The sequence below is a fragment of the Streptomyces glaucescens genome (assembly GCF_000761215.1).
Taxonomy (GTDB): Bacteria; Actinomycetota; Actinomycetes; order Streptomycetales; family Streptomycetaceae; genus Streptomyces; species Streptomyces glaucescens_B.
The window spans coordinates 6,226,091-6,250,802 of sequence record NZ_CP009438.1; the positions used below are offsets into that span (position 1 = coordinate 6,226,091).

The 24,712-nt window shown below is 74.7% G+C and carries 21 protein-coding genes; 14 read left to right on the top strand and 7 right to left on the bottom strand.

From position 1 onward, the window contains the following. Positions 1-17: 17 nt before the first annotated feature. On the bottom strand, positions 18-827 hold the full coding sequence (locus SGLAU_RS26905; RefSeq protein ID WP_043507093.1) for a TetR family transcriptional regulator: 810 nt from the start codon (positions 825-827) through the stop codon (positions 18-20). 160 nt (positions 828-987) lie between these two features. Next, the gene (locus SGLAU_RS26910) at positions 988-2,793 is read right to left on the bottom strand and encodes a 3-hydroxyacyl-CoA dehydrogenase family protein (protein WP_043505095.1); all 1,806 of its coding nucleotides are present in this window, start codon (positions 2,791-2,793) and stop codon (positions 988-990) included. A 402-nt stretch (positions 2,794-3,195) separates the two neighbouring features. On the opposite strand from SGLAU_RS26910, the gene SGLAU_RS26915 reads away from it, so the two are divergent. After that, positions 3,196-3,780, top strand: a complete 585-nt coding sequence (locus SGLAU_RS26915) for an adenylosuccinate lyase (protein ID WP_043505096.1) — start codon at positions 3,196-3,198, stop codon at positions 3,778-3,780. Between the two features lie 210 nt (positions 3,781-3,990). On the opposite strand, the gene SGLAU_RS26920 is transcribed toward SGLAU_RS26915, so the two are convergent. From SGLAU_RS26920 to SGLAU_RS26930, 3 genes are all read right to left on the bottom strand, one after another. Then, positions 3,991-4,428, bottom strand: a complete 438-nt coding sequence (locus tag SGLAU_RS26920) for a RidA family protein (protein WP_052413903.1) — start codon at positions 4,426-4,428, stop codon at positions 3,991-3,993. 44 nt (positions 4,429-4,472) lie between these two features. Then, the gene (locus SGLAU_RS26925; RefSeq protein WP_244315266.1) at positions 4,473-6,101 is read right to left on the bottom strand and encodes an alpha/beta hydrolase; all 1,629 of its coding nucleotides are present in this window, start codon (positions 6,099-6,101) and stop codon (positions 4,473-4,475) included. A gap of 233 nt (positions 6,102-6,334) precedes the next feature. Beyond that, on the bottom strand, positions 6,335-7,375 hold the full coding sequence (locus SGLAU_RS26930) for an Rv2578c family radical SAM protein (protein WP_043505099.1): 1,041 nt from the start codon (positions 7,373-7,375) through the stop codon (positions 6,335-6,337). Between the two features lie 147 nt (positions 7,376-7,522). Between SGLAU_RS26930 and SGLAU_RS26935 the strand changes: the two genes are divergently transcribed. The 7 genes from SGLAU_RS26935 (at position 7,523) to SGLAU_RS26965 (ending at position 16,712) form a co-directional block, all read left to right on the top strand. Continuing rightward, a complete protein-coding gene (locus tag SGLAU_RS26935; protein WP_043505100.1) occupies positions 7,523-7,966 on the top strand; it encodes an SRPBCC family protein in 444 nt (147 codons plus the stop codon). 147 nt (positions 7,967-8,113) lie between these two features. Next, positions 8,114-10,519 carry an MFS transporter gene (locus SGLAU_RS26940; RefSeq protein WP_043505102.1) on the top strand — a complete coding sequence of 802 codons (2,406 nt, stop codon included), beginning with the start codon at positions 8,114-8,116 and terminating at the stop codon, positions 10,517-10,519. Positions 10,520-10,700: 181 nt separating this feature from the next. Then, positions 10,701-11,570 (top strand): M55 family metallopeptidase, encoded by an 870-nt coding sequence (locus tag SGLAU_RS26945; RefSeq protein WP_043505103.1) that lies wholly within the window; start codon positions 10,701-10,703, stop codon positions 11,568-11,570. After that, the gene (locus tag SGLAU_RS26950) at positions 11,563-12,867 is read left to right on the top strand and encodes a M20/M25/M40 family metallo-hydrolase (RefSeq protein ID WP_043505104.1); all 1,305 of its coding nucleotides are present in this window, start codon (positions 11,563-11,565) and stop codon (positions 12,865-12,867) included. The genes SGLAU_RS26945 and SGLAU_RS26950 overlap by 8 nt, the downstream gene beginning before the upstream one ends. A 4-nt stretch (positions 12,868-12,871) precedes the next feature. Then, positions 12,872-14,839: a prolyl oligopeptidase family serine peptidase gene (locus SGLAU_RS26955; RefSeq protein WP_043505105.1), complete on the top strand. Its 1,968-nt coding sequence runs from the start codon at positions 12,872-12,874 to the stop codon at positions 14,837-14,839. Continuing rightward, positions 14,836-15,762, top strand: coding sequence for a S66 peptidase family protein (locus SGLAU_RS26960; protein WP_043505106.1), 927 nt, complete (start codon positions 14,836-14,838; stop codon positions 15,760-15,762). Before SGLAU_RS26955 ends, SGLAU_RS26960 begins: the two co-directional genes overlap by 4 nt. A gap of 386 nt (positions 15,763-16,148) precedes the next feature. Further along, positions 16,149-16,712 (top strand): GNAT family N-acetyltransferase, encoded by a 564-nt coding sequence (locus SGLAU_RS26965; protein ID WP_043505108.1) that lies wholly within the window; start codon positions 16,149-16,151, stop codon positions 16,710-16,712. Here SGLAU_RS26965 and SGLAU_RS26970 read toward each other — a convergent pair. Further along, complete coding sequence (locus tag SGLAU_RS26970) at positions 16,684-17,031, bottom strand: DUF6204 family protein (protein ID WP_043507095.1); 348 nt, start codon at positions 17,029-17,031, stop codon at positions 16,684-16,686. The genes SGLAU_RS26965 and SGLAU_RS26970 overlap by 29 nt on opposite strands. A gap of 64 nt (positions 17,032-17,095) precedes the next feature. On the opposite strand from SGLAU_RS26970, the gene SGLAU_RS26975 reads away from it, so the two are divergent. From SGLAU_RS26975 to SGLAU_RS26985, 3 genes are all read left to right on the top strand, one after another. Then, positions 17,096-18,001, top strand: coding sequence for an arginase family protein (locus SGLAU_RS26975; protein ID WP_043505109.1), 906 nt, complete (start codon positions 17,096-17,098; stop codon positions 17,999-18,001). Between the two features lie 124 nt (positions 18,002-18,125). Further along, the gene (locus SGLAU_RS26980; protein WP_043505110.1) at positions 18,126-18,650 is read left to right on the top strand and encodes a phage holin family protein; all 525 of its coding nucleotides are present in this window, start codon (positions 18,126-18,128) and stop codon (positions 18,648-18,650) included. Between the two features lie 5 nt (positions 18,651-18,655). Then, positions 18,656-19,744 (top strand): SDR family oxidoreductase, encoded by a 1,089-nt coding sequence (locus SGLAU_RS26985; protein WP_052414148.1) that lies wholly within the window; start codon positions 18,656-18,658, stop codon positions 19,742-19,744. A gap of 149 nt (positions 19,745-19,893) precedes the next feature. On the opposite strand, the gene SGLAU_RS26990 is transcribed toward SGLAU_RS26985, so the two are convergent. Continuing rightward, the gene (locus tag SGLAU_RS26990; protein ID WP_043505111.1) at positions 19,894-20,853 is read right to left on the bottom strand and encodes an LLM class F420-dependent oxidoreductase; all 960 of its coding nucleotides are present in this window, start codon (positions 20,851-20,853) and stop codon (positions 19,894-19,896) included. 497 nt (positions 20,854-21,350) lie between these two features. Here SGLAU_RS26990 and SGLAU_RS35330 point away from each other — a divergent pair, with 497 nt between their 5' ends. The 3 genes from SGLAU_RS35330 to ligD are packed head-to-tail and all read left to right on the top strand — an operon-like array spanning position 21,351 to position 24,705. Further along, positions 21,351-21,932: a hypothetical protein gene (locus tag SGLAU_RS35330; protein ID WP_159072807.1), complete on the top strand. Its 582-nt coding sequence runs from the start codon at positions 21,351-21,353 to the stop codon at positions 21,930-21,932. Then, positions 21,929-23,782, top strand: a complete 1,854-nt coding sequence (locus SGLAU_RS27000) for a transketolase (RefSeq protein WP_043505114.1) — start codon at positions 21,929-21,931, stop codon at positions 23,780-23,782. The genes SGLAU_RS35330 and SGLAU_RS27000 overlap by 4 nt, the downstream gene beginning before the upstream one ends. Continuing rightward, positions 23,779-24,705: a non-homologous end-joining DNA ligase gene (ligD, locus tag SGLAU_RS27005; protein ID WP_043505116.1), complete on the top strand. Its 927-nt coding sequence runs from the start codon at positions 23,779-23,781 to the stop codon at positions 24,703-24,705. The genes SGLAU_RS27000 and ligD overlap by 4 nt, the downstream gene beginning before the upstream one ends. Positions 24,706-24,712 lie beyond the last annotated feature (7 nt).

A 24,712-nucleotide genomic window follows, 5' to 3' on the forward strand; every position in this document is an offset into this window, starting at 1 on the left:
GCACGCGGGCGGAGCGGTCAGCGCTCCTTCAGCGCCTCCTCGATCGTCCGCATGACCTCCTCCAGCGGGGCGTCGGTGCGGGCGACCGTCACCAGCACCTCGCCGTGGGCCGAGGCCGTCGCCGCGGCCGGCTTCGGCGGGGTGCCGCGGCCCGCCATGATCCCGGAACCGAAGGTCTTGCGGACGATCGCGAAGGCGTGGTCGAGCTGCGCCTCCACATCGCCCTGGCCGCCCGCCCGCAGCCAGCGCCGCAGCACGTGATTGTGCGCGGTGACCACGGCGGACGCGGCGACCTCCGCCAGCAGCGGGTCGTCGTTGGCGTCGTCGTCGTGCGCGTGCTCGTCGAAGTGGCCGAGCAGGTAGCGGGTGAAGAGGCGCTCGTAGCGGGCCACCGACGCGATCTCCGCCTCGCGCAGGGTGGGCACCTCGCGCGTCAGCTTGTAGCGGGCGACCGAGATCTCGGGCCGCGCCGCGTACATCTTCATCACTTCCTTGATGCCGCGGCACACCGTGTCGAGCGGATGCTCGTGCGCGGGGGCGGCGTTGAGCACCGCCTCGGCGCGGATCAGGGTGTCGTCGTGGTCCGGGAAGATCGCCTCTTCCTTGGAGCGGAAGTGGCGGAAGAAGGTGCGGCGGGCGACGCCGGCCCGGGCCGCGATCTCGTCGACGGTGGTCGCCTCGTACCCCTTGGTGGCGAACAGCTCCATGGCCGCGGCCGCCAGTTCTCGGCGCATTTTCAGCCGCTGGGCGGCGGCGCGACTGCCTGCGGCACTTTCCGGCGCGTCGGACGTGGCTGGTGTACGGGAGGACCTGGCGGGCTGGGACATGACCCGAACGTACTGCATGTCCGAGGCTCTTCGCGCAGGTCCGGGGTTTCCCCCGCCCTCGGCGGGCGGGGGACTCCGCAGGGCGGCGGGCTGGGCCGGCCGCGCGGGACCGAGCAGTCCGCCCCAGTCCCCGCCCGCCGTGCACCGGTCGCCGGACCGCTCAGCGCCGGGCATATTCGCGGAAGCCGCGGCCCGTCTTGCGGCCGAGGCAGCCCGCGGCCACCAGGTGCTCCAGCAGCGGCGCCGGGGCCAGCCCCGGGTCGCGGAACTCGCGGTGCAGGACCCGTTCGATGGCCAGCGAGACATCGAGCCCGACCACGTCCAGCAGCTCGAACGGGCCCATCGGGTAGCCGCCGCCGAGCTTCATCGCGGCGTCGATGTCGTCGAGCGAGGCGTAGTGGTCCTGGACCATCTTGATCGCGTTGTTCAGGTAGGGGAAGAGCAGCGCGTTCACGATGAACCCGGCCCGGTCCCCGCAGTCCACCGCGTGCTTGCGGATCTTCGCGCAGACCTCGCGGACCGTGGCGTGCACATCGTCCGCGGTCAGCACGGTGCGGACCACCTCGACCAGCTTCATCGCCGGGGCCGGGTTGAAGAAGTGCATCCCGATCACGTCCTGCGGGCGCGAGGTGGCGCGGGCGCAGGCGACAACGGGCAGCGAGGACGTGGTGGTGGCCAGCACCGCTCCCGGCTTGCAGACCTTGTCCAGCGCGGCGAACAGCTGCCGCTTGACCTCCAGGTCCTCGGCGACCGCCTCGACGGCCAGGTCGACGTCGGCGAAGGCGTCGTAGGAGCCGGCCGGGACGATCCGCTCCAGGGTCTGCGCGGCCGCCTCCGCGGTCATCCGGCCCTTGTCGACGGAGCGGGCCAGGGACTTGCCGATCCTGGCCCTGGCGGCCTGCGCCTTCTCCTCGCTGCGGGCGGCGAGGACGACCTCGTAGCCCGCCTTCGCGAACACCTCGGCGATCCCCGACGCCATGGTGCCCGACCCCGCGACACCGACCGAGCGCACCGGACGTCCGGCAACCCGCTGCCCGTCGTCGAGCGGCGTCAGCGCGTCCCGCACGACGGTGGCGCTGCCCGGGGCCTCGTAGGTGTAGAAGCCACGGCCCGCCTTACGGCCGGTCAGGCCCGCCTCGCTGAGCTGCTTGAGGATTGGCGCGGGGGCGTGCAGCCGGTCGCGGGACTCGGCGTACATCGCCTCCAGGACGGTGCGGGCGGTGTCGATGCCGATCAGGTCGAGCAGGGCGAGCGGGCCCATCGGCAGTCCGCAGCCCAGCCGCATCGCGGCGTCGATGTCCTCCCGGGAGGCGTACTTCGCCTCGTACATCGCGGCGGCCTGGTTGAGGTAGCCGAACAGCAGGCCGTCCGCGACGAAACCGGGCCGGTCGCCGACCGCGACGGGCTCCTTGCCCAGGGCCAGCGCGAGGTCGGTGACCGCGTCGACGGCGGCGGGCGCGGTCAGCACCGAGGAGACCACCTCGACCAGCTTCATCGCCGGGGCGGGATTGAAGAAGTGCAGGCCCAGGACCCGCTCCGGGCGGGCCGAGTCGGCGGCCAGCCGGGTCACGGACAGCGCGTTGGTGCCGGTGGCGAGGATCGTCTCCGGCCGCACGATGCCGTCGAGCTCCCGGAAGATCTGGTGCTTGATCTCGTAGGACTCCGGAGCCACCTCGATGACCAGGTCGGCCTCGGCCGCGGCCCGCAGGTCGGTGGAGGTCCGGACGCGGGCGAGCGCCTCGGTGCGCTCCCGTTCGGTGAGCCTGCCGCGCTCGACGGCGCGGGCGGTGGAGGCCTCCAGGGCGGTGACACAGCGCGCGGCCTGGGCCTCGCTGATGTCGATGCCGACGACGTCGCGGCCGGCCTTGGCGAGGACCTCGGCGATGCCGGTGCCCATGGTGCCGAGGCCGACGACGGCGACGGTCTGGAGCGGGGACAGGGAACTGTCGGACAGGGGAGCGGCCATCGCGGGACTCCAGGAATGAGGGTGACGACGGGAAGCGCGCCCGGGTGCGCCGGAAGGGCGCACCGGGTGCGTGCTGAGATGCGGGTGCTGGCCGGGCTGCGAGCGCACACGCCCGGTGCCGTCGCCGCGGACGCGCACACGTCCGCGCCACGGCGGTAACCGACCGGCCCTGTCCCGTGGCCGAGTCGTACCGAGGTACGTCAGTACCGAACCGACTGCTTCCCCCAGGCCCGGGGGCGTGGGAGAGGTGTCCCGCGCGGCGGCCGCGTCACCAGACCGTCGCGAGGAGAGGCGAGTGGGTAACTCGCTCGTCTGAGCTTAACCGGCGGGTAACGAGCGCGCCAGCCCCCCGTCTGTGTGATGCAGGTCCCTCCCCGGCCCGATCGCCCCTACCCTCGCCTCATGGATGTGAGGGACGAAGCGTCACGGGCGCTCACGGAGCGCTTACGGCAGGAGTCGGGAGCGTCGGCGGCGTTCGAGCACCTGGCGGCGACCTGCGACCTCGACGAACTCGCGGAGGTGCTGACCGCGCCCGGACAGCCCCTGTGGGCGCGGGAGCTGGCCGCCTTCCGGCTGGGCGTGGCGGGGGACCGCCGGGCCTTCGAGACCCTGGTCCTCCTCCTCAACCACCGCGACCCGCCCCGCTGCGCCGCCGCCGCCCACGCGCTGGCCCGGCTCGCCGACCCCCGCACCGCCCGCGCGGCGGCGGCCCTCGCCACCAACGAACTGCGGGTGGCCTACGCCCTGCACCCGGTGCGTCTCCTGGCCGACCTCCGGGCCCCGGAGTCCGTCCCCGCGCTGATCACCACGTTGCGACGCCGGCTGCGGCCGCACGACCCCTACCGCCGCGTGGCCCTCGCCTGCGTCGAGGGCCTGGGCGCGCTGGGCGATCCCCGGGCCCGCCCGGTCCTCGACGAGGCACTGGCCCACCCGTCCCTGGCCGAGGCCGCGGTCCGGGCCCTGGCCCGCATCCCGAAGCAGCGGTGAGGCCCGGGCGGCCGGGGCAGGGACCTCGGGCGGCGAGCCGGGCGCGGCGGCCGGCGGCGTCCGCAACCGGGCCCGTCGCGCCGGGCGCGACCGCGGGACGAGCCCCCGGCGGGCGGTGCGCCGGCCGCCGAGGCGGGAAACGGCAGCCCAGGCGGAACCGGCCGCCCCGCCCGCGGCCGGCGGGCCTCGTCTCCCGCAGGCGCGCGGCGCTCAGGCGGGGAGCACCGCGAACGCCTCGACCTCCATCAGGAACTCGGGGCGGACCAGGGCGGCGACCTGGACGGCGGAGGCGGCGGGGAGCCGGTCGTCCGGCAGGTGCTCGGCGCGCGCCGCGCGGATCGCCGGCATGTGCGCCATGTCCGTGACGTAGTAGGTGAGTTTGACGACGTCGTCGAAGGTCGCCCCGGCGGCGGCCAGGCACCGCCGGAGGTTCTCGAACACCTGGCGGGCCTGGGCGGCGGGATCGCCCTCGCCGACCGGCCTGCCGTCCTCGTCCAGGGCGAGCTGCCCGGATACGGCCACGAATCGGCCGGTGCCCATGACGACGTGGGAGTACTGCGCGGCGGGGGCGACGCCCTCGGGTGCGGGGATCCTGGTGGGCCCCGCGGCGGGGGCCTCGGTGGCGGGAATCCTGGTCGGCTCGGTCATGGGTCCATGGTGGACCATGGGTCCGGCACCGCCCCGACGGCCTGTCAGTCCACCGCCCGTGGACGGGAACCGACCAGGTCGTGCAGCGTCCCGCCGGGCGTCGCCGCGGACGTCCGGGCGTCCCGCGGCTGCGGGTCGGGTCCCGCCGCGCACACCGCGTCCGCCTCCCCGCCGCCGTGCCCGCGCGGCACCGTGCCGTCGGTCAGGTACGCCGCCAGGTGCCCGTCCAGGCAGGCGTTGCCGCGCAGCGTGATCCCGTGGTTACCGCCGCCGTCCTCGACCACCAGGCTGGAGCCGCGCAGCAGCCGGTGGAGGGTGGCGCCGCCCCGGTAGGGGGTGGCCGCGTCGCCGGTCGCCTGGAACAGCAGCACCGGCGGCAGGCGGTCGTTGGCCACGTCCACCGGCCGGCGCGCCTCCACCGGCCAGAACGCGCACGGCGCGTTGTACCAGGCGTTGTTCCACGCCATGAACGGCGCCCGTGCGTGCACCGCCCAGTTGTCCGCGCGCCACCGCTGCCAGTCCCGCGGCCAGCGGGCGTCCCGGCACTGCACCGCGGTGTAGACGCTGTAGCCGTTGCCGGTCGAGGCGCCCGGCGCCCCGAGGTCGTCGTACGCCTCGACGAGCGGTCCCGTGTCCCCGGCGCGGACGTACGCCGCGAACGCCTCGGCGAGGCGGGGCCAGTAGCCGTTGTGGTAGCCGCCGGGCAGGAAGGTGTCCTCCAGCTCCGCCGCGCCCACCCGGCCGCCCGCCGGTTTCCCCGCCAGCTCCGCCCGCATCGCGTACCAGGCGGTCCGCAGCCGCCGCGGGTCCGTGCCGAGCCGGTACGTCCCGTGGTGCCGGGCCACCCACGCGAGGAAGGCGCGGTGACGGTCGTCGAAGGCGAAATCCTGGGCGAGGTTGTTCCGGTACCAGACGCCGGCCGGGTCGACCACCGAGTCGAGGACCGCGCGGCGCACGCGGTGCGGGTACAGCCGGGCGTACACGGCACCCAGGTAGGTGCCGTAGGAGTAGCCGAAGTAGGAGATCCGGCCGGCGCCCAGCGCCCGGCGGACCAGGTCCAGGTCCCGTGCGGCGGAGACGGTGTCGATGTGCGCCAGCACGTCCGCGTACCTGCGGCCGCAGGCCTCCGCGAACGCCTTCGCGCGCGCGAGGTTGGCGCGCTCGACGGCCGGTGCGAGCGGCACCGGGTCGGGCCGTACGGGGTCGAAGTGGCGGGGCGCGCAGTCCAGGGCGGGGTCGCTGCGGCCCACCCCGCGCGGATCGAAGCCGACCACGTCGTACTGGGCGGCGACCTTCCGCGGCAGGGCGGCGGCGACGAACCCGGCGAGGGTGAGGCCGCTGCCGCCGGGACCGCCCGGGTTGACCAGCAGGGGGCCCTGGGAGGTCTTCGCGGTGTGCGTAATCCGGGACAGCGCCAGGGTGATCCGCCGCCCGCGCGGGTCCGCGTGGTCGAGCGGCACCTTCAGGGAGGCGCACTGGAGCCGCGGGTGGGCGGTCGTGCCGCAGTTCTTCCAGGCGAGCCGCGCGACGGGAGCGGCGTCCGCGCGGGGGACGCCGGCCCGGGCGGGAGCGGCCGGGAGCGCCGCGGCCGAGAGGGCCACCGCCGTGACGACGGCACCGCACAGCACGGCCGCACGCCGGCGCGAGGAGTGCACACGGGACGAGGAGCGCAAGGGAGCCTCCCGGGGCGGAGGTTTCCGGACCGTGAGGATCACGGTCCTCGCCGCATCGTCCCGGCATGGACGCCCCGGATAACCTGTCCGGGCGGGACGTGACTCGATTGCGCCGCCGGATGCGCCCCGATGCTCCCCGGCCAGGGCCTGTCGTGCCGATCAGGCCGGCTGTGAGGTGCGGCGCCTTCCGGCCGGCCCCGCGACGCCGGGATGATCCGAACGACAGGCCCTGGCTAGATCAGCGTGAGCTGGGTCGGCTCGGCAGGCTCCGGCGGGGCCGGCTCGGGCTGCCGGATCCGCCGCGCCGTCCCCGCGCGCGTGGGACCGATGCCGTACTCCCGCGCGAGGTCGTGCACCTGCCGGGTGATCCGGCGCTGGTACCACGTCGGGGCGTAGGCGCCGTCCGCGTACAGCCGCTCGTAGCGGCGCACGAGATGCGGGTGCTCGCGCTCCAGCCAGGCCATGAACCACTCCCGGGCGCCGGGCCGCAGGTGCAGCACCAGCGGTGTCACGGAGGTGGCCCCGCAGGCCGCGATCGCCCGCACGGTGGCCCGCAGCCGGTCCGGGTGGTCGCTCAGGAACGGGATCACCGGCGCCATCAGCACACCGCATCCGATGCCGCGCTCCGCGAGGACGCGCACGACGTCCAGCCGCCGCTCCGGCGCCGGGGTCCCCGGCTCCACGGTGCGCCACAGTTCGGTGTCGGTGAAGCCGACCGAGACGGAGATGCCGACGTCCGTCACGCTCGCGGCCTCGGTCAGCAGGTCCAGGTCGCGCAGGATCAGCGTGCCCTTGGTCAGGATCGAGAAGGGGTTGGCGTGGTCGCGCAGGGCGGCGATGATGCCCGGCATCAGCCGGTAGCGGCCCTCCGCCCGCTGGTAGCAGTCGACGTTGGTGCCCATCGCGATGTGCTCGCCGTGCCAGCGCGGGGAGGCGAGCTGGCGGCGCAGCAGCTCGGGCGCGTTCACCTTCACCACGATCTGGGAGTCGAAGCCGAGGCCGGTGTCGAGGTCCAGGTAGCTGTGCGACTTGCGGGCGAAGCAGTACACGCACGCGTGCGAGCAGCCCCGGTACGGGTTGACCGTCCACTCGAAGGGCATGCGGGAGGCCCCGGGCACCCGGTTGAGGACGGAGCGGGCCCGCACCTCGTGGAAGGTGATCCCGCGGAACTCCGGCGTGTCGAACGTGCGGGTGGCGACCGCGTCCGCGCCGAACAGCGCGGCGTCGGCCCGGGCGTGGTCGGCGGACTCGACGGAGAGGTTCTCCCAGCGCATGACGCCTCCTCGGTAGTGCTCGACCACAGAATAGAACATGTGTTCCCATGATCGTGCGAACGGTCGCCCGGCCCCGATTTGGGCGGCCGGGCGCCGGGGTGGTTGGCTTGCCCCGACCCCCGAGAACCCAGGTGCTGGAGGAACGCAATGGCGCAGGTCGAGGCCACTACCGAGCGGGTCGTCGCGGCGGACCCGGAGAGGGTGTTCGACACCCTCGCCGACTACAGCGGCACCCGCGCGAAGCTGCTCCCCGAACACTTCAGCGAGTACGAGGTGCGCGAGGGCGGCGACGGCGAGGGCACCCTCGTCCACTGGAAGCTCCAGGCCACCAGCAAGCGCGTCCGCGACTGCCTCCTGGAGGTCACCGAGCCCACCGACGGCGAACTGGTCGAGAAGGACCGCAACTCGTCGATGGTCACCACCTGGCGCGTCACCCCGGCCGGCGAGGGCAGGTCCCGGGTCGTCGTGACCACGGTGTGGAACGGCGCCGGCGGCATCGGCGGCTTCTTCGAGCGGACCTTCGCCCCCAAGGGCCTCGGCCGGATCTACGACGCGGTGCTCGCCAAGCTCGCCGCCGAGGTCGAGAAGTAGTCAAGAACCAACGCAGCAGGGGGTGTTGGCGTCCTCACCGGATCGAGTGGTTCTCCGAATCGACCGGCTGCACACCGTAACTCGTCGCGCTTGCTCGTAGTTGCCGCATTACGCGGAAATCGAGCAGCGCGACGAGGGGAGCGGTACGTGGGCGGGATCACTCTGGTGCAGGACGAGCCGGCCGCGGCGGCGCCCGAGCGGCCACCCGCCGCGCCCCCCGCCCAGTTCCCCGGACTCAGCCCCCGCCGCGTGCGGCTGGTCTTCCTCGGGCTGATGCTGGCGCTGCTCCTCGCCGCCCTGGAGCAGATGATCGTCGCCACCGCGCTGCCCAGGATCGTCGGCGAGCTGCACGGCCTCGACAAGATGTCCTGGGCGATCACCGCCTACCTGCTCACCGCCACCATCGGACTGCCGGTCTACGGCAAGCTCGGCGACCTCTTCGGCCGCAAGGGCGTCTTCCAGTTCGCCATCGTCGTCTTCGTCGTCGGCTCCGCGCTGGCCGGCCGCGCCCAGACCATGGACCAGCTCATCGCCTACCGCGCGGTGCAGGGCATCGGCGCGGGCGGGCTCATGATCGGCGTCCAGGCGATCATCGCGGACATCGTGCCGCCCCGGCAGCGCGGCCGGTACATGGGCCTGATCGGTGCCGCCTTCGGCCTCGCCTCGGTGGCCGGGCCCCTGCTCGGCGGCTACTTCACCGACCACCACTCCTGGCGCTGGTGCTTCTACATCAACATCCCCTTCGGCCTGGTCACCATGGCCGTCATCGCCGCCGTCCTCAAACTCCCCAAGCCCACCGCCAAACCCCGGCTGGACCTCCTCGGCGCCCTGCTGCTCGCCGCCGCCTCCACCTGCCTGGTCCTGCTGACCAGCTGGGGCGGCACCGAACACGCCTGGGGCTCGCGCGTCATCCTCGGCCTCGGCGCGGGCGCCGTCGCCGCCACCCTCCTCTTCCTGCTCGCCGAACGGCACGCCGCCGAACCCCTCATCCCGCTGCGGCTCTTCAAGGACTCGGTCTTCAACGTCACCGGCCTGGTCGGCCTGGTCATCGGCATCGCCCTGTTCGGCGCGGCCAGCTACCTGCCGACCTTCCTGCAGATGGCCGACGGGGCCAGCGCCACCGAATCAGGCCTGCTGATGCTCCCGATGATGGGCGGCATCGTCGGCGCCTCCATCCTCTCCGGCCAGCTCATCAGCCACACCGGCCGCTACCGGATCTACCCCGTGCTCGGCAGCGCCCTGTCCGCCGTCGGCATGTGGCTGCTCTCCCGGCTGGAGGCGGACACCCCGCGGCTGCACTACAGCATCTGGATGGCCGTCCTCGGCGCCGGGATCGGCCTGGTCATGCCGGTGCTCATCCTCGCCGTGCAGAACTCGGTGCGCCCCGCCGACCTCGGCACCGCCACCAGCGCCAACAACTACTTCCGGCAGATCGGCGGCAGCGTCGGCGCCGCGATCTTCGGAACGCTCTTCGCCGACCGGCTCACCGACTCCCTCGGCGACCACCTGCCCGCGGGCGCGGGCGCCGGACTGCCGGACCCCGAGTCCATCACCCCCGAGCTGGTCCACGCGCTGCCCCCGGCGCTGCGCGACGGATACATCCAGGCCTACGCCGACGCCATGCCGAGGATCTTCCTCTACCTCGTGCCGGTGCTCGTCCTCGGCCTGCTCATCGCCTGCTTCCTCAAGGAGAGACCACTGGTGTCCCACAACGCCCCCGTCACCGCCCCGGAGACCATGCCGGCCGACCCGTCGGCGCCCGCCCCGATCCCGCACGCCCGCGCGTCGTACGCGGGCGGCATCCCGGTCTGCGGCACGGTCCAGCACCCCGACGGCACCGTCGTCCCCCGCGCGGCACTCACCCTGATCGACGTCGCCGGACAGCAGATCGGACGGGGCGCCAGCGGCCAGGACGGCCGGTACGCGCTGGCCACGCCGGGCCGGGGCTCCTACGTGCTGATCGCCGCCGCGGGCGGCCACCAGCCGCAGGCGGTCTCCGTGACCGTCGGCGAGCGACCCGTCGAACTGGACGTCGTCCTCGGCGGCGCCGGGCGCCTCGCGGGCACCGTCGTCACCGCCGACGGCACCCCCGTACGCGACGCCACGGTCACCCTCACCAACGTCCACGGCGAGGTCGTCTCCGCCACCCGCAGCGGACGCGAGGGCGGCTACGTCATCACCGAGCTGGTCGCCGGCGAGTACACCCTCGCCGCCAGCGCGCCCGCGTTCCGTCCCGCCGCGCTCCCCGTCACCGTCCAGGCCGCCCGCGAGACCCGCCAGGACATCGAGCTCGCCGGCGGCGCCGTGCTGCGCGGCACCGTCCGGGCGGGCGGCGGACGGCTCGTCGAGGACGCCCGGGTGACCCTCCTCGACGCGGCGGGCAACGTCGTCGACACCATGACCACCGGCCCCGACGGCACCTTCCGGTTCGTCGACCTGTCGTCCGGCGAGTACACGGTCATCGCGGCCGGCTACCCGCCCGTCGCCACCGTCCTCCAGGTGGCCGGCGGCGGCCGCACCGAACGGGACCTCCAGCTCGGGCACGAGGACTGACGCGGTCCCGCCCACGGCGGGGCGCGGGGGGCGGTGCGTCTCGTACCGCCCCCCGCGCCCGGTGGCCGCCGCCCGGCACGGCGACGGTGTTCGCGCGCACGTTCTGGTCTGTGCTGCGGGCCGCGCGTAACGTGAGCCGGACAAAGATCCGCGTCCGGAACCCGGCGGAGTTGGGAGCACGGTGAAGATCCTCATCAGCGCCGACATGGAGGGTGCCACGGGCGTCACCTGGCCGGCCGACGTCCTGCCGGGGACACCGCAGTGGGAGCGGTGCCGGGCGCTGTTCACCTCCGACGTGCAGGCCGCCGCCCTCGGCTTCTTCGACGGCGGCGCGGACCGGGTGCTGGTGAACGAGGCGCACTGGACGATGCGCAACCTGCTGCTGGAACGGCTCGACGACCGGGTGGAGATGCTGACCGGGCGGCACAAGGCGCTGTCCATGGTGGAGGGCGTGCAGCACGGCGACGTCGACGGCGTCGCCTTCGTCGGCTACCACGCGGGCGCCGGCATGGAGGGCGTCCTCGCCCATACCTACCTCGCCAACTCCATCACCGGTGTCTGGCTGAACGACGTCCGCGCCAGCGAGGGCCTGCTCAACGCCGCGGTCGTCGCCGAGTACGGCGTGCCGGTGGTGCTGGTCACCGGCGACGACGTGGCCTGCGAGGACGCGCTCGGGTACGCGCCCGAGGCACTGAAGGTCGCGGTGAAGGACCACGTGTCGCGGTACGCGGCGGTGTGCCGGACGCCGGCCAGGACGGCGGCCGACATCCGGGCGGCCGCGAAGGAGGCGGTGGCGCTGGCGGGCCGGCGGGATCCGGCCGCCGGCCGGCCGGGCACCGCCGGCGGACCGGTGGCGGGCGGCGGGCCGTATACAGTCGCCGTCGAGTTCGACGCCGAGCACCTGGCGATGGCGGCCACCGTCGTGCCCGGCGTCGACCGGATCGGTGAGCGCAAGGTGGCGTACACCAGTCCCGCCATGTACGAGGGGATCCGCACCTTCAAGGCGGTCACCACCGTCGTCTCGGCCGCCGTGGAGGAGCAGTATGGGTGACCAGCGTGCGCTGGACGAGGTCGTCGAGTTCACCTCCGGCCTCATCCGCATCGACACCACCAACCGGGGCGGCGGCGACTGCCGGGAGCGGCCCGCCGCGGAGTACGCGGCGGAGCGGCTGGCGGAGGCCGGCTGGGAACCCACGCTGCTGGAGCGCACCCCGGGCCGCACCAACGTCGTCACCCGGATCGAGGGCACCGACCCGTCCGCCGGCGCGCTGCTGCTCCACGGCCATCTGGACGTGGTCCCCGCCGAGACCGCCGACTGGAGCGTGCACCCCTTCTCCGGGGAGGTGCGCGACGGGGTGGTCTGGGGCCGGGGCGCGGTCGACATGAAGAACATGGACGCGATGATCCTCGCCGTCGTGCGGGCCTGGGCCCGTGAGGGCTTCCGGCCCCGCCGGGACGTGGTGGTGGCGTTCACCGCCGACGAGGAGGCCAGCGCGGAGGACGGCTCGGGATTCCTCGCCGACGAGCACCCGCATCTCTTCGAGGGGTGCACCGAGGGCATCAGCGAGTCGGGGGCGTTCACCTTCCACGACGGGGCGGGCCGGCAGCTCTACCCGATCGCCGCCGGGGAACGCGGCACGGCCTGGCTGAAGCTCACCGCGCGCGGGCGCGCCGGGCACGGTTCCAAGGTGAACGCGGAGAACGCGGTGACCCGGCTCGCCGCCGCGATCACCCGGATCGGCGCTCACGAGTGGCCGCTGCGGCTGACCCCGACGGTACGGGCCGCGCTCATCGAACTCGCCGCGCTCTACGGCGTCGACACCGACCTGCGCGACGTCGACCGGCTGCTGGAGAAACTGGGCCCGGCCGCGCGGCTGGTCGAGGCGACCGTGCGCAACAGCGCCAACCCGACCATGCTGGACGCCGGTTACAAGATCAACGTGATCCCGGGCGAGGCCGTGGCGTACGTCGACGGGCGGTACCTGCCCGGTGGCGAGGAGGAGTTCCGCACCACCATGGACCGGCTCACCGGGCCGGACGTGGAGTGGGAGTTCCACCACCGCGAGGTCGCCCTGCAGGCACCCGTCGACTCGCCGACGTACGCCCGGCTGCGCGCCGCCGTCGAGGAGTTCGCGCCGGAGGGGCACGTGGTGCCGTACTGCATGTCCGGCGGTACCGACGCCAAGCAGTTCTCCCGGCTCGGCATCACCGGCTACGGGTTCACGCCGCTGAAGCTGCCCGAGGGCTACGACTACCAGGCCATGTTCCACGGCGTGGACGAGCGGGTGCCGGTCGAGGCGCTGCACTTCGGCGTCCGCGTCCTCGACCGCTTCCTGCGGACGGCCTAGACGGATGGGGGACGAGGTGCACACCCTGCCCTACGGCTCCTGGCCCTCCCCGATCGACGCGGCCCTCGCCGCCGCGCACGACGGCCGGCCCGAGTACGTCGGCTTCGTCGGCGACGAGGTGTGGTGGACCGAGCCGCGGCCCGCGGAGGGCGGCAGGCGGGCCCTGGTGCGGCGGCGGGCGGACGGCGTGGAGGAGCAGGCGCTGCCCGGGCCGTGGAACGTGCGCAGCCGGGTGTGGGAGTACGGCGGGCGGCCCTGGGCCGGCGAGGTCGTGGACGGCCGGCCGCTGGTGGTGTTCGTGCACTTCGCCGACCAGCGGCTGTACCGCTACGAGCCCGGCGGGGGCGCCCCGCGTCCGCTGACCCCGCTGTCGGCGGTGGGCGGCGGGCTGCGCTGGGCCGACCCGGTGCTGTGCGCGGAACGCGGTGAAGTGTGGTGCGTGCTGGAGGAGTTCACCGGGGACGGGCCCGGTGACGTGCGCCGGGTGCCGGCCGCCGTACCGCTGGACGGTTCGGCCGCCGACGACCGGGGCGCCGTCCGCGAACTGGGCGACGGCGGGCACCGGTTCGTGACCGGGCCGCGCCCCGCGCCGGACGGACGGCGGGTGGCGTGGCTCGGCTGGGACCACCCGCGGATGCCGTGGGAGGGCACGGAGGTGGTCGTCGCCGAGATCGGGGACGACGGCCGAACGCGGGGAGCGCGGACGGTGGCCGGCGGGCCGGAGGAGTCCATCGCGCAGGTGGAGTGGTCGACGGACAACCGCCTGCTGTACACCAGCGACCGCACGGGCTGGTGGAACCTCTACCGCGACGGCGAGCCGCTGTGCCCGCGCGAGGAGGAGTTCGGCGGCCCGCTGTGGAAGGTCGGCGAGCGCTGGTTCGCGCCGCTGGACAACGGGCTGATCGCCGTCGTCCACGGCCGGGGGCCGACCGTACTCGGGATACTCGATCCCGAGACCGGTGAACTCGTCGACGCCGCCGGCCCGTGGACCGAGTTCTGCCCCACCCTCGCCGCGCACGGCGAGCGCGTCGTCGCCGTGGGCGCCAGTCCGCGCACCGCCCACGAGGTGGTCGAGCTGGACACCAGGACCGGCCGGGCCCGGGTGATCGGTGCCGCGCACCGCGACGCCGTCGACCCGGCCTACTACCCCGAGCCGCAGATCCGCACCTTCACCGGGCCCGAAGGCCGCGACATCCACGCCCGGGTGTATCCGCCCCACCACCCCGTCTGCACCGCCCCCGCCCGCGAGCTCCCGCCGTACGTGATCTGGGCGCACGGCGGGCCCACCAGCCGCGCCCCGCTCGTCCTCGACCTCGCCATCGCCTACTTCACCTCGCGCGGCATCGGCGTCGCCGAGGTCGACTACGGCGGGTCCAGCGGCTACGGGCGGGCCTACCGCGAGCGGCTGCGCGAGCAGTGGGGCGTGGTCGACGTCGAGGACTGCGCGGCCGTCGCGCTCGCCCTCGCCGACGAGGGCACCGCGGACCGGGCGCGGCTCGCCATCCGGGGCGGCAGCGCGGGCGGCTGGACCGCCGCCGCCTCCCTCGCCGCCACCGACGTGTACGCCTGCGGCACGATCGTCTACCCCGTCCTCGACCTCACCGGCTGGGCGTCGGGGGAGACGCACGACTTCGAGTCGCGGTACCTGGAGAGCCTGGTCGGGCCGTTCGCCGAGGTGCCCGCACGGTACGCGGAGCGCTCGCCGGTGACCCGAGCCGACCGGATCACCGTACCGTTCCTGCTGCTCCAGGGGCTGGACGACGTGATCTGCCCGCCCGTGCAGTGCGAGCGGTTCCTGGCCCGGATGGCCGGACGGCGGGTGCCGCACGCGTACCTCGCCTTCGAGGGCGAGGGGCACGGCTTCCGCCGGGCGGAAACCATGGTGAGCGCCCTGGAAGCCGAACTGTCCCTCTACGCCCAGGTGTTCGGTCTGCGGGTGCCCGGCATCCGGCCGCTGGAGCTGACCGGGTGAAGGAACTCCTCCGGCCGCGCCGGCTCGCCCCCGGCGCCAAGGTCGCCGTCGTCGCGCCCAGCGGGCCCGTCCCCGAGGAGCGCCTCCGGGCGGGCGTCGACGTGCTGCGCGGCTGGGGCCTCGACCCGGTGGTGGCCCCGCACGCCCTGGCCCGGCACGTGGACCTCCCCTACCTCGCGGGCGCCGACGCCGACCGCGCCGCCGACCTCCAGGCCGCCTGGTGCGACCCGTCGGTGGACGCGGTGCTGTGCGCCCGCGGCGGATACGGCGTCCAGCGCATGGTCGACCTGCTCGACTGGGAGGCGCTGCGGGCCGCCGGGCCCAAGGTGCTGGTCGGCTTCAGCGACGTCACGGCGCTGCACGAGGCGTTCGCCGCCCGGCTCGGACTCGTCACCCTGCACGGCCCGATGGCCGCCGGGATCGACTTCGTCACGCACGCGCGCGCCCAGGAACACCTGAGAGCCACCCTGTTCGCACCGGAGACGGTCCGCACGATCCGCTCGGCCACCGGCCGCGCCCTGGTGCCGGGCCGGGCGCGGGGCGTGCTGTCCGGCGGCTGTCTGTGCCTGCTCGCGGCGGAGCTCGGCACCCCGCACGCCCGGCGCACGGCGCGCGGCGGGCTGCTCTGCCTGGAGGACGTGGGGGAGGAGACGTACCGCCTGGACCGCTGTCTCACCCAGCTCCTGCGGGCCGGCGTCCTCGACGGGGTGCGCGGCGTGCTGCTCGGCTCCTGGGAGGGGTGCGGCCCGTACGACCGGGTGCGGGACCTGCTCGCCGACCGGCTGGGCGGGCTCGGGGTACCGGTGGCGGAGGAGTTCGGCTTCGGGCACTGCGCGGGCGCGCTGACCGTCCCCTTCGGGGTGGCGGCCGAACTCGACGCCGGGGCCGGGACGCTGACGCTCGACGAGCCGGCCCTGCGCTGACCAGCACCCGCCGGCCGCCCCGGGGGCGTCTCGCGCCGCTGCCGGTGCGGTCACGGGGACACGAGCCGGCCGGCGGGGGCGGTCGCGCCTCGCGGGGCTTCCACGACGAGGCGCACATCGCGTGTCCGGCCGCATGGGGTGACGTCGTGATCATCGACGGCGAACGGGTCGGCCGGGCACCTGCGCACGGGGGCGGCTCCCGGTCCGGCCGTGTCCCCCGTACGACGGCGCACCCCCACGGAACGTTCAGCGCCGGCGCGGTGTCACGCCGGGCGGGGTGCGGTCGCCGTGCGGGGTGCGGTCCGCGGACCCATGCTGGTGCCATGAGCCCGAAGACCAGCGGTGCCGGCCGGGACGTCCCGGCCTGCCCGTCGTAGGCTGGTGCGATGCCGCACACCAGCTCCCGCTACCTCGCCGAAGGCCCCCGGGTGGGCATACGCCACTTCACGCACCGGGACGGCGCCGAGTTCGTCGCGCGCGTCCGGGAGAGCAAGGACCTGCACCACCCGTGGCTCTTCCCGCCGGACAGCATCCAGGCGTACGAGGCCTACGCCGGCCGGCTGATCGACGACCCGGCGAGGGCCGGGTTCCTCGTCTGCGAGCTGGACGGCCCGGCCGGGCCGGGGGCGATCGCCGGGTTCATCAACATCAACAACATCGTCGGCGGCGGCTTCCAGTGCGGTGCCCTCGGCTACGGCGCCTTCGCGCACGCCGCCGGCCGCGGGCTGATGCGGGAGGGCCTGGACCTGGTGGTGGGCCACGCGTTCGGACCGATGCGGCTGCACCGGCTGGAGATCAACGTGCAGCCGGGGAACACCGCCTCCATCAACCTGGCGAAGGCCGCGGGCTTCCGGCGCGAGGGCTTCTCCCCGAAGATGCTGTTCATCGACGGGGCCTGGCGCGATCACGAGCGCTGGGCGCTCACCGCCGAGATGCGCGACGCCGGTTGACCTTCATCGTGTCCAGGTCCGTGACGGTGGACCTCAGGCCCGTGAAACCGTAGCCGAGCCGCCTCAGCGCGGACTCGGCGCGGTCCTCCGCGATCGCCGCCGCCATCTCCTCGCCGTCGGCGGCGTCCGACACCACGACGAACCGCATCGAGAAGTGCTTCAGCGGCGACGGCTCGTACGTCAGCGAACCCTCCTCGGTGAACCGCATGCTCGCCAGTCCGTGCTCACCGGCCCCGGCCCGCAGCCGCGCCCGGGCCGCCTCGGTCAGCCCGTCCCAGGTGCCGCGCACGATCACCCGGTACGTGTGCCGCTCGCTCATCTCTTCCTCCCGCTCGGCCGATTCCGGTTGAAGGGCCGACTGTACGTCGCCGACGATGGACCCCATGCGGAATATCGTGGTGGTCGACGCCCCCTCCAACCTGGGCCTGCGCCCGCCCGCCCCCGGCACCGTGCCCGGCTGCTACAAGCTCGCCGGGGCCCTGCGGGAGCAGCGGATCGTCCAGCGGCTGGGCGCTCTGGAAGGCGGAGTGGTGGTGCCCCCGCGCTACGACCGGGGCGACTGGCAGGAGGGCGACGGCGTCTTCAACGCCGCCGCCCTCGCCGCGTACACCCGCAGACTGGCCGACCGTGTCGAGCACCACGTCCGCGCCGGCGACTTCCCCGTCGTGCTCGGCGGCGACTGCTCCATCCAGCTCGGCGCCTCGCTCGCGCTGCGCCGCCTGGGCCGGTACGGGCTGGTCGCGGTCGACGCCTCACCCGACTTCCGGCACCCCGGCAACTCGGACCGGATCGGCGCGGCGGGCGGCGAGGAGGTCGCGCTGGCCACCGGACGCGGACAGGAGGACCTCACCGACCTGGAGGGGCTGAAGCCCTACCTGCGCGACGAGGACGTGCGGTTCTTCGGCATCCGTGACGCGTTCCGCGACGACGAGGACTGCCGCGAACTCGCCGCGCTGAAGGTCCCCGTGGTGACCGTGGGCGACCTGCGGGAGTGGGGCGCGGACGCGCTCGCCCGGGCGGCCGCGCAGTCCTTCGCGTTTCCCGGACTGGCCGGATTCTGGGTCCACCTGGACGCCGACGTCCTGGACCCGGGCGTGATGCCCGCCGTGGACAGCCCCGACGCCGACGGACTCCAGCCCGGTGAACTCGTCGACCTGCTGCGCCCGTTGCTGTCCTCCCCGCTCTGCGTCGGCTTCAACGTCACCATCTACGACCCCGACCTCGACCCGGACGGCACGGCCGGGGCGCTGCTCACCGACATCGTCGTGAACGCCTTCGCCCGCTCCTGACCGGCAGGCCCCGGTGCGGCGCGCCCCGCGCCGGGGCCGCTGACCGCCCGCCACGACTCCCGGAGGCGCCCGCCCGCCCCGTGACGGTGCGTTACCCGCGACCCGCGCCGGGTACCCGGCGGCCATGGACCGCTTGGAGCATCTGGACAAACACCTCGCCGACGAGCTGGCACAGGTGGCGCGCGAGACCATCCGCGACGAACTGCGGCGGCAGACCCGCAAGCAGCGCCGTACGGCCATGCTGTACGCCGCGTCCGGCACCGTCGCGCTCTACGCGGGCGCCGCCCTCTCGCTCGCCGTCGGCCTCGCCCTCGCGCTGGCGATGCCCGACTGGGCCGCCGCGCTGATCACCGCGGCGCTGCTCGCCGTCGTCGCCTACGCGCTGCGCGGCGCCGCCCGGCCCAAGCACCCGTCGACGCACCACGCCGACGGCGGGCACGGGACCGGCGCCACCCCGCCCGGCGGCCCCGGCACGGGCATCCCGCCGATGCCGCAGGTCGCCCCGGGCGTCCCGGGTGCGGCCGGTGCGGCGACCGGCGCACCCGGCACGGGCGTCCCGGGTCCCGGCACCGTGGCCCCCGGCCGGATGTCCGCCCCCGCGCCGCGGGCGGACGACGTCGACCCCGAGAACCCGCAGTACCGGGCGTGATCCGCATGCGCGGGCCGGGAGCGCCGGGGCGCGGCAGAACCGTCGTGGTCACCGGGGCCAGTGGAGGCGTGGGCCGGGCGACGGCCCGCGCCTTCGCCGCGCGCGGGGACCGGGTGGCCCTGCTGGCCCGGGGCCGCGCAGGGCTCCGGGCCGCGGCCGGCGAAGTCCGGCAGGCGGGCGGGCAGGCCCTGGTCGTTCCCGTCGACGTGGCCGACGCCGAGGCCGTCGACGCCGCCGCCCAGCGGGTCGTGGACGAGTTCGGACCCATCGACGTCTGGGTCAACAACGCCTTCTCGGGGATCTTCGCCCCGTTCACCGAGATCACGCCCGACGAGTTCCGGCGGGTCACCGAAGTGACCTACCTGGGCTATGTGTTCGGCACCCGGGCCGCGTTGCGGCACATGCTGCCGCGCGACCGGGGGACCGTCGTACAGGTGGGGTCCGCGCTCGCCTACCGGGGCGTCCCGCTGCAGTCCGCGTACTGCGGGGCCAAGCACGCGATCCAGGGCTTCAACGAGTCGCTGCGGTGCGAGCTGCTGCACCGGGGCAGCCGGGTGCGCACCACGATGGTGCAGCTCCCGGCGGTCAACACGCCGCAGTTCGACTGGGTGCTCAGCCGGATGCCGGGCCGCGCCCGGCCGGTGGCGCCGGTGTACCAGCCGGAGGTCGCGGCCCGGGCGATCGTGCACGCGGCCTCCCACGCCCGCCGGCGCGAGTACTGGGTCGGCGGTTCCACGGCCGCGACCCTGCTCGCCAACGCGGTGGTGCCGGGTCTGCTCGACCGGTACCTGGCCCGCACCGGGAACGGCTCCCAGCAGGACGCCGGACAGCCCCCGCGGCAACCGGGGAGCCCCGGCAACCTGTGGACCCCGGCCGACGGGCCGCACGGCAAGGACTTCGGGGCGCACGGCCGCTTCGACGCGGAGGCCCACGACGGCGGCCCGCAGCCCTGGCTGTCCCGCCACCGCGGGCGGCTGGGCGCCGCGCTCACCGTCGGCGCGGGGCTCCTCGCGGTCCGGCGGATGTGGCGACCGAGACGTCCCCAGGGGGTGTCCGCGGCGTCCCGCCTGCCCCGGGGCGTCCGGCAGGGGTGAGGGCGGGCGCGGGCCGCCGAGGACGCCGTGCCCGGCCGGTCCGGCGGGCCACCGGCCGAGCGGGCGTACCGGTCCCGCGGCCCCACGGTCCCACCGCCCCACGGCCGTCCGGTACCGGCCCTGCCGGTGGTCGACGCCGCACCGCCCCGTCAGTTCCCCGGGAGCTGCGGCAGCACCTTGGTCCGGTAGAAGTCGAAGAAGCCGCGCTGGTCGGGGCCGATCTGGTTGACGTAGACCGTGTCGAAGCCCGCGTCGGCGAACGCGGTCAGCGCCGCCACATGCTCGTCCACGTCGTCCCCGCAGACGCCCCGCTCCGCGATCATCTCCTCCGTCACCAGCGGCTGGAGCTGCTCGAAGTGGCGTGGCGAGGGCAGGACCTGGCCCATCTCGCCGGGCAGGTACTCGTTGAACCACAACCGGTGCACCGTGCGGACCGCCTCGTCGCGGTCGGTGCCGTAGCAGACCTTGGTGCCGCCGATGACGGGCTTGCCGCCCCCGCCGCCGTCGCGGAACCGCCGCACCATGTCCGCCTCGGGCATCATCGTGATGTAGCCGTCGCCCACGCGTGACGCCAGCGCGGTGGCCTTCGGGCCGAAGCCGGAGACGTCGATCGGGACGGGCTCGTCCGGGACCGTGTACAGGCGGGCGTTCTCCACCGTGTAGTGGGTGCCGTGGTGGGTCACCTCCTCGCCCGTGAACAGGCGGCGCATCACGTGGATCGCTTCCTCCAGCATCTCCAGCCGGACGTCGGCGGGCGGCCAGGTGTGGCCGAGGATGTGCTCGTTCAGGGCCTCGCCCGAGCCGACTCCGAGCCGGAAGCGGCCGTTCGTCATCACCGCGCTCGTCGCCGCGGCCTGCGCCACCACCGCCGGGTGGACGCGCACCGTCGGGCAGGTCACCGCCGTCTCGATCGGCAGCGACACCGCCTGCGAGAGCGCGCCGATCACCGACCACACGAACGGGCTCTCGCCCTGGGCGTCGTGCCAGGGGTGGTAGTGGTCGGAGATCCACAGCGACCGGAATCCGGCCTGTTCGGCCATCCTGGCCTGTTCCACGAGGTCCGCGGGGCCGTGCTCCTCGCAGGAGAGGAAGTAGCCGTACTCGGGCATGGGGGGTACCTCCGCGACGGGCGGCTCGGGTGGGGGACCCGGACCGAGTACCCGGCGCCCGGCGGGGGAACCGGCGCACGTTTGGGTGCCCCGGCCAGGGGGACGCGGATAGCTCGTACGGGAGGCCGGGGCGCCCTGTGTCCGCGTGCCCGCCGTACGGCCCGACCTGCCCGCCCGCATTCCCCACGGGCGAGACCGCCGGAGGAGGACCGTGAGTCGACCCCGCATCGTGATCGTCGGTGCCGGCTTCGCCGGCTGCCGGACGGCCCGGGAGCTGTCCCGCGCGGCCCGGGGGAAGGCCGCGATCACCCTGCTGAACCCGGCCGGCCACTTCCTGTACCCGCCGCTCGGGGTCCGTCCCGCTGGACACGGACAGGCCGGGACTCCCGCGCCTGCCGGGGGAGGGGCGGGAGCGCGGGCCGGGGAACCGGCGAGGGGAGAGGCCCGGGAACGGGGGACAGGGGGACGACCGTACGGAGGCCACCAGGAGGTGGGCCGTGTCCGAGAACGCGAAGAACCAGCCGGGGCCCGAGGTCCCGGAACCCGCGGAGACCGAGCCGGGGCCCGAACCCGCGAGGAACCAGCCGGGTGGGGAGCCCGCGAGGAACCAGCCGGGTGGGGAGCCCGCGAGGAACCAGCCGGGTGGGGAGCCCGCGAGGAACCAGCCGGGTGGGGAGCACGGGCGGGGCGGTGGCCGTGCCGTGGGGGCCGTCGTGGCGGGGGACGCGGAGTGGTCCGGGGTGGCCGGGCCGTTCCTGGACGCCGAGTCGCCCGGACCCGCCGGGTCCGCGGAGATCGAGCCCTCCGGGCCCGGCGAGACCGTGACCGGCGACGAGGGGTCGAGCCCCGCCGAGCCGCACTCCCCTCCCCGCCGGAGTCCCGGCCCCGGGCCCGCCGACCCGCGGGCCGGACGCGAACCGCCGGGTCCGGACGCCGGACCCGAACCGGCCGGGCACCGCACGGGACCCGAACCCCCCGGACCGGTCAGGAGCACCGACCTGCCCTCCGGATCCGCCGACCCCACCGACCCAACCGTCCCCACCGACCAGTCCGACCAGTCCGACCGAGGAGAGCGATGAACACCGACGAACTCGTGGAGCTCGGCCAGCAGTTGCGCGTCGACAGCGTGCGGGCGGCGGCCGCCGCCGGCTCCGGGCACCCCACGTCCTCGATGTCCGCCGCCGACCTGATGGCCGTCCTGCTGGCCAACCACCTGCGCTACGACTTCGACCGCCCCGACCACCCCGGCAACGACCGCTTCATCCTGTCGAAGGGACACGCGTCGCCCCTGATGTACTCGGTCTTCAAGGCGGCCGGCGCGCTCGACGACGACGAACTGCTGACGTTCCGGAAGCTGGGCAGCCGGCTCGAGGGGCATCCCACACCGCGGCGGCTGCCGTGGGTGGAGACGGCCACCGGATCGCTGGGGCAGGGACTGCCCGTCGGCGTCGGGATCGCCCTGTCCGGCAAGCGGCTGGAACGCGCCGACTACCGCGTCTGGGTGGTGTGCGGCGACAGCGAACTGGCCGAGGGCTCCGTGTGGGAGGCCGCCGAACACGCCGGCCACGAGCGGCTCGACAACCTCGTCGCGATCGTCGACGTCAACCGGCTCGGCCAGCGCGGTCCCACCCGGCACGGCCACGACCTGGACGCCTACGCCCGCCGCTTCCGCGCCTTCGACTGGCACACCATCGAGGTCGACGGCCACGACGTCGACGCGATCGACCGGGCCTACGGCGAGGCCGTCTCCACCCTCGGCCAGCCCACCGCGATCCTCGCCCGCACGCTCAAGGGCAAGGGCGTCGAGGGCGTCGAGGACCGCGAGGGCCTGCACGGGAAGCCGCTGCCGGACGCCGACGAGGCCATCGCCCAACTGGGCGGGAAACGCGACCTCGTCGTCCAGGTGCACCAGCCGCCCGGCGACCGGGCCCTGCGCTCGGTGCCGACCGGGCCGGGCGTCGACCTCCCCCGGTGGGAGCGCGGCGGCGACCCGACCGCCACCCGCGACGCCTACGGCAAGGCGCTCGCCGCCCTCGGCACCGCCCGGGACGACATCGTCGCCCTCGACGGGGAGGTCGGCGACTCCACCCGCGCCGAGTACTTCGCCAAGGAGCACCCCGACCGGTACTTCGAGTGCTACATCGCCGAGCAGCAGATGGTCGCCGCGGCGGTCGGTCTCGCCGCCCGCGGCTGGGTGCCGTACGCCTCCTCCTTCGCCGCCTTCCTCAGCCGCGCCTACGACTTCGTGCGGATGGCGTCGGTGAGCGGCGCCGGGATCAACCTGGCCGGCTCCCACGCGGGCGTCGCCATCGGCCAGGACGGGCCCTCCCAGATGGGCCTGGAGGACCTGGCGATGTTCCGTGCCGTGCACGACTCGACCGTGCTGTACCCGTGCGACGCCAACCAGACGGCCCGGCTGGTCGCGGAGACGGCCGGCCTGGACGGCATCCGCTACCTGCGCACCTCGCGCGGCGCCACCCCGGTGATCTACGGCCCGGACGAGGAGTTCCCGATCGGCGGCAGCAAGGTGCTGCGCTCCTCCGGCGAGGACCGGCTCACCGTGGTCGCGGCCGGCGTCACCGTGCCCGAGGCGCTGGCCGCCGCCGACGCCCTCGACCGGGAGGGCATCCGGGTGCGGGTGATCGACCTGTACTCCGTCAAGCCCGTCGACCGGGCGACGCTGCGTCAGGCCGCGGAGGACACCGGCTGCCTGGTCACCGTGGAGGACCACCACCCGGAGGGCGGCCTCGGGGACGCCGTCCTCGACGCGTTCCTCGACGGGCGCCCGGTGCCGCGTCTGGTCCGCCTCGCGGTCCGGACGATGCCCGGCTCCGCGTCTCCCGAGGAGCAGCTGCACGCCGCCGGCATCGACGCCGAGTCGATCGCCGCCTCCGTCCGTCTGCTGGTGGAGCAGGCGATCGTCCGGTGAGCGGCGCGCAGACGCGCACGGTACGGGCGGGCCGCCGTACGGTCGAGGTGCGGCGGCCCGGCAAGGTCCTCTTCCCGGCCGGCGACGGCCACCCGGAGTACACCAAGGGAGACCTCGTCGACTACTACCGGTCCGTCGCGCCCTTCCTGTTGCCCCATGTGCGCGGCCGGCCGCTGATGCTGGAGATGCACCCGGACGGCGTCGACGGCCCCGCCTTCATGCAGAAGAACACCCCGGACGGCTACCCGGACTGGATCACCCGCGTCGAGGTGCCCAAGGAGGGCGGCACCGTCCGCCACACCGTCTGCGACGACTCCGCTACCCTCGTCCACCTGGCCGGCCAGGCCTGTGTCACGCTGCACCGCTGGCTGTCGCGCGGCGACCGGCCGGACCACCCCGACCGGATGGTCTTCGACCTCGACCCCTCCGGCGACGACTTCGCACCCGTGCGGGAGACGGCCGTGCTGCTCGGTGAACTCCTCGACGAACTGCGGCTGCCGTCGGCCCTGATGACCACCGGTTCGCGCGGACTGCACGTCGTGGTGCCGCTGAACGGGCGGCACGGCTTCGACGAGGTACGGCACTTCGCCCGCGACGTCGCCGACACGCTCGCCGCCGGACACCCCGACCGGCTCACCACCGCCGCCCGCAAGAAGGACCGCGACGACCGCCTCTACCTGGACGTCCAGCGCAACGGCTACGCCCAGACGGCCGTCGCCCCCTTCACCGTCCGCGCCCGCCCCGGCGCGCCCGTCGCCGTGCCCGTCGCCTGGGACCAGCTCGACGAACCCGGCTTCGGGCCGCGCCGCTGGACCGTCGCCGACGCCGTCGACCAGGCCCGCACCAACCCCTGGGCGGGCGTGATGAGCCGGGGCCGCGCCCTCGGGCCGGCCCGGCGCAGGCTCGACGCGCTGCGCGGCTGACCGTCCA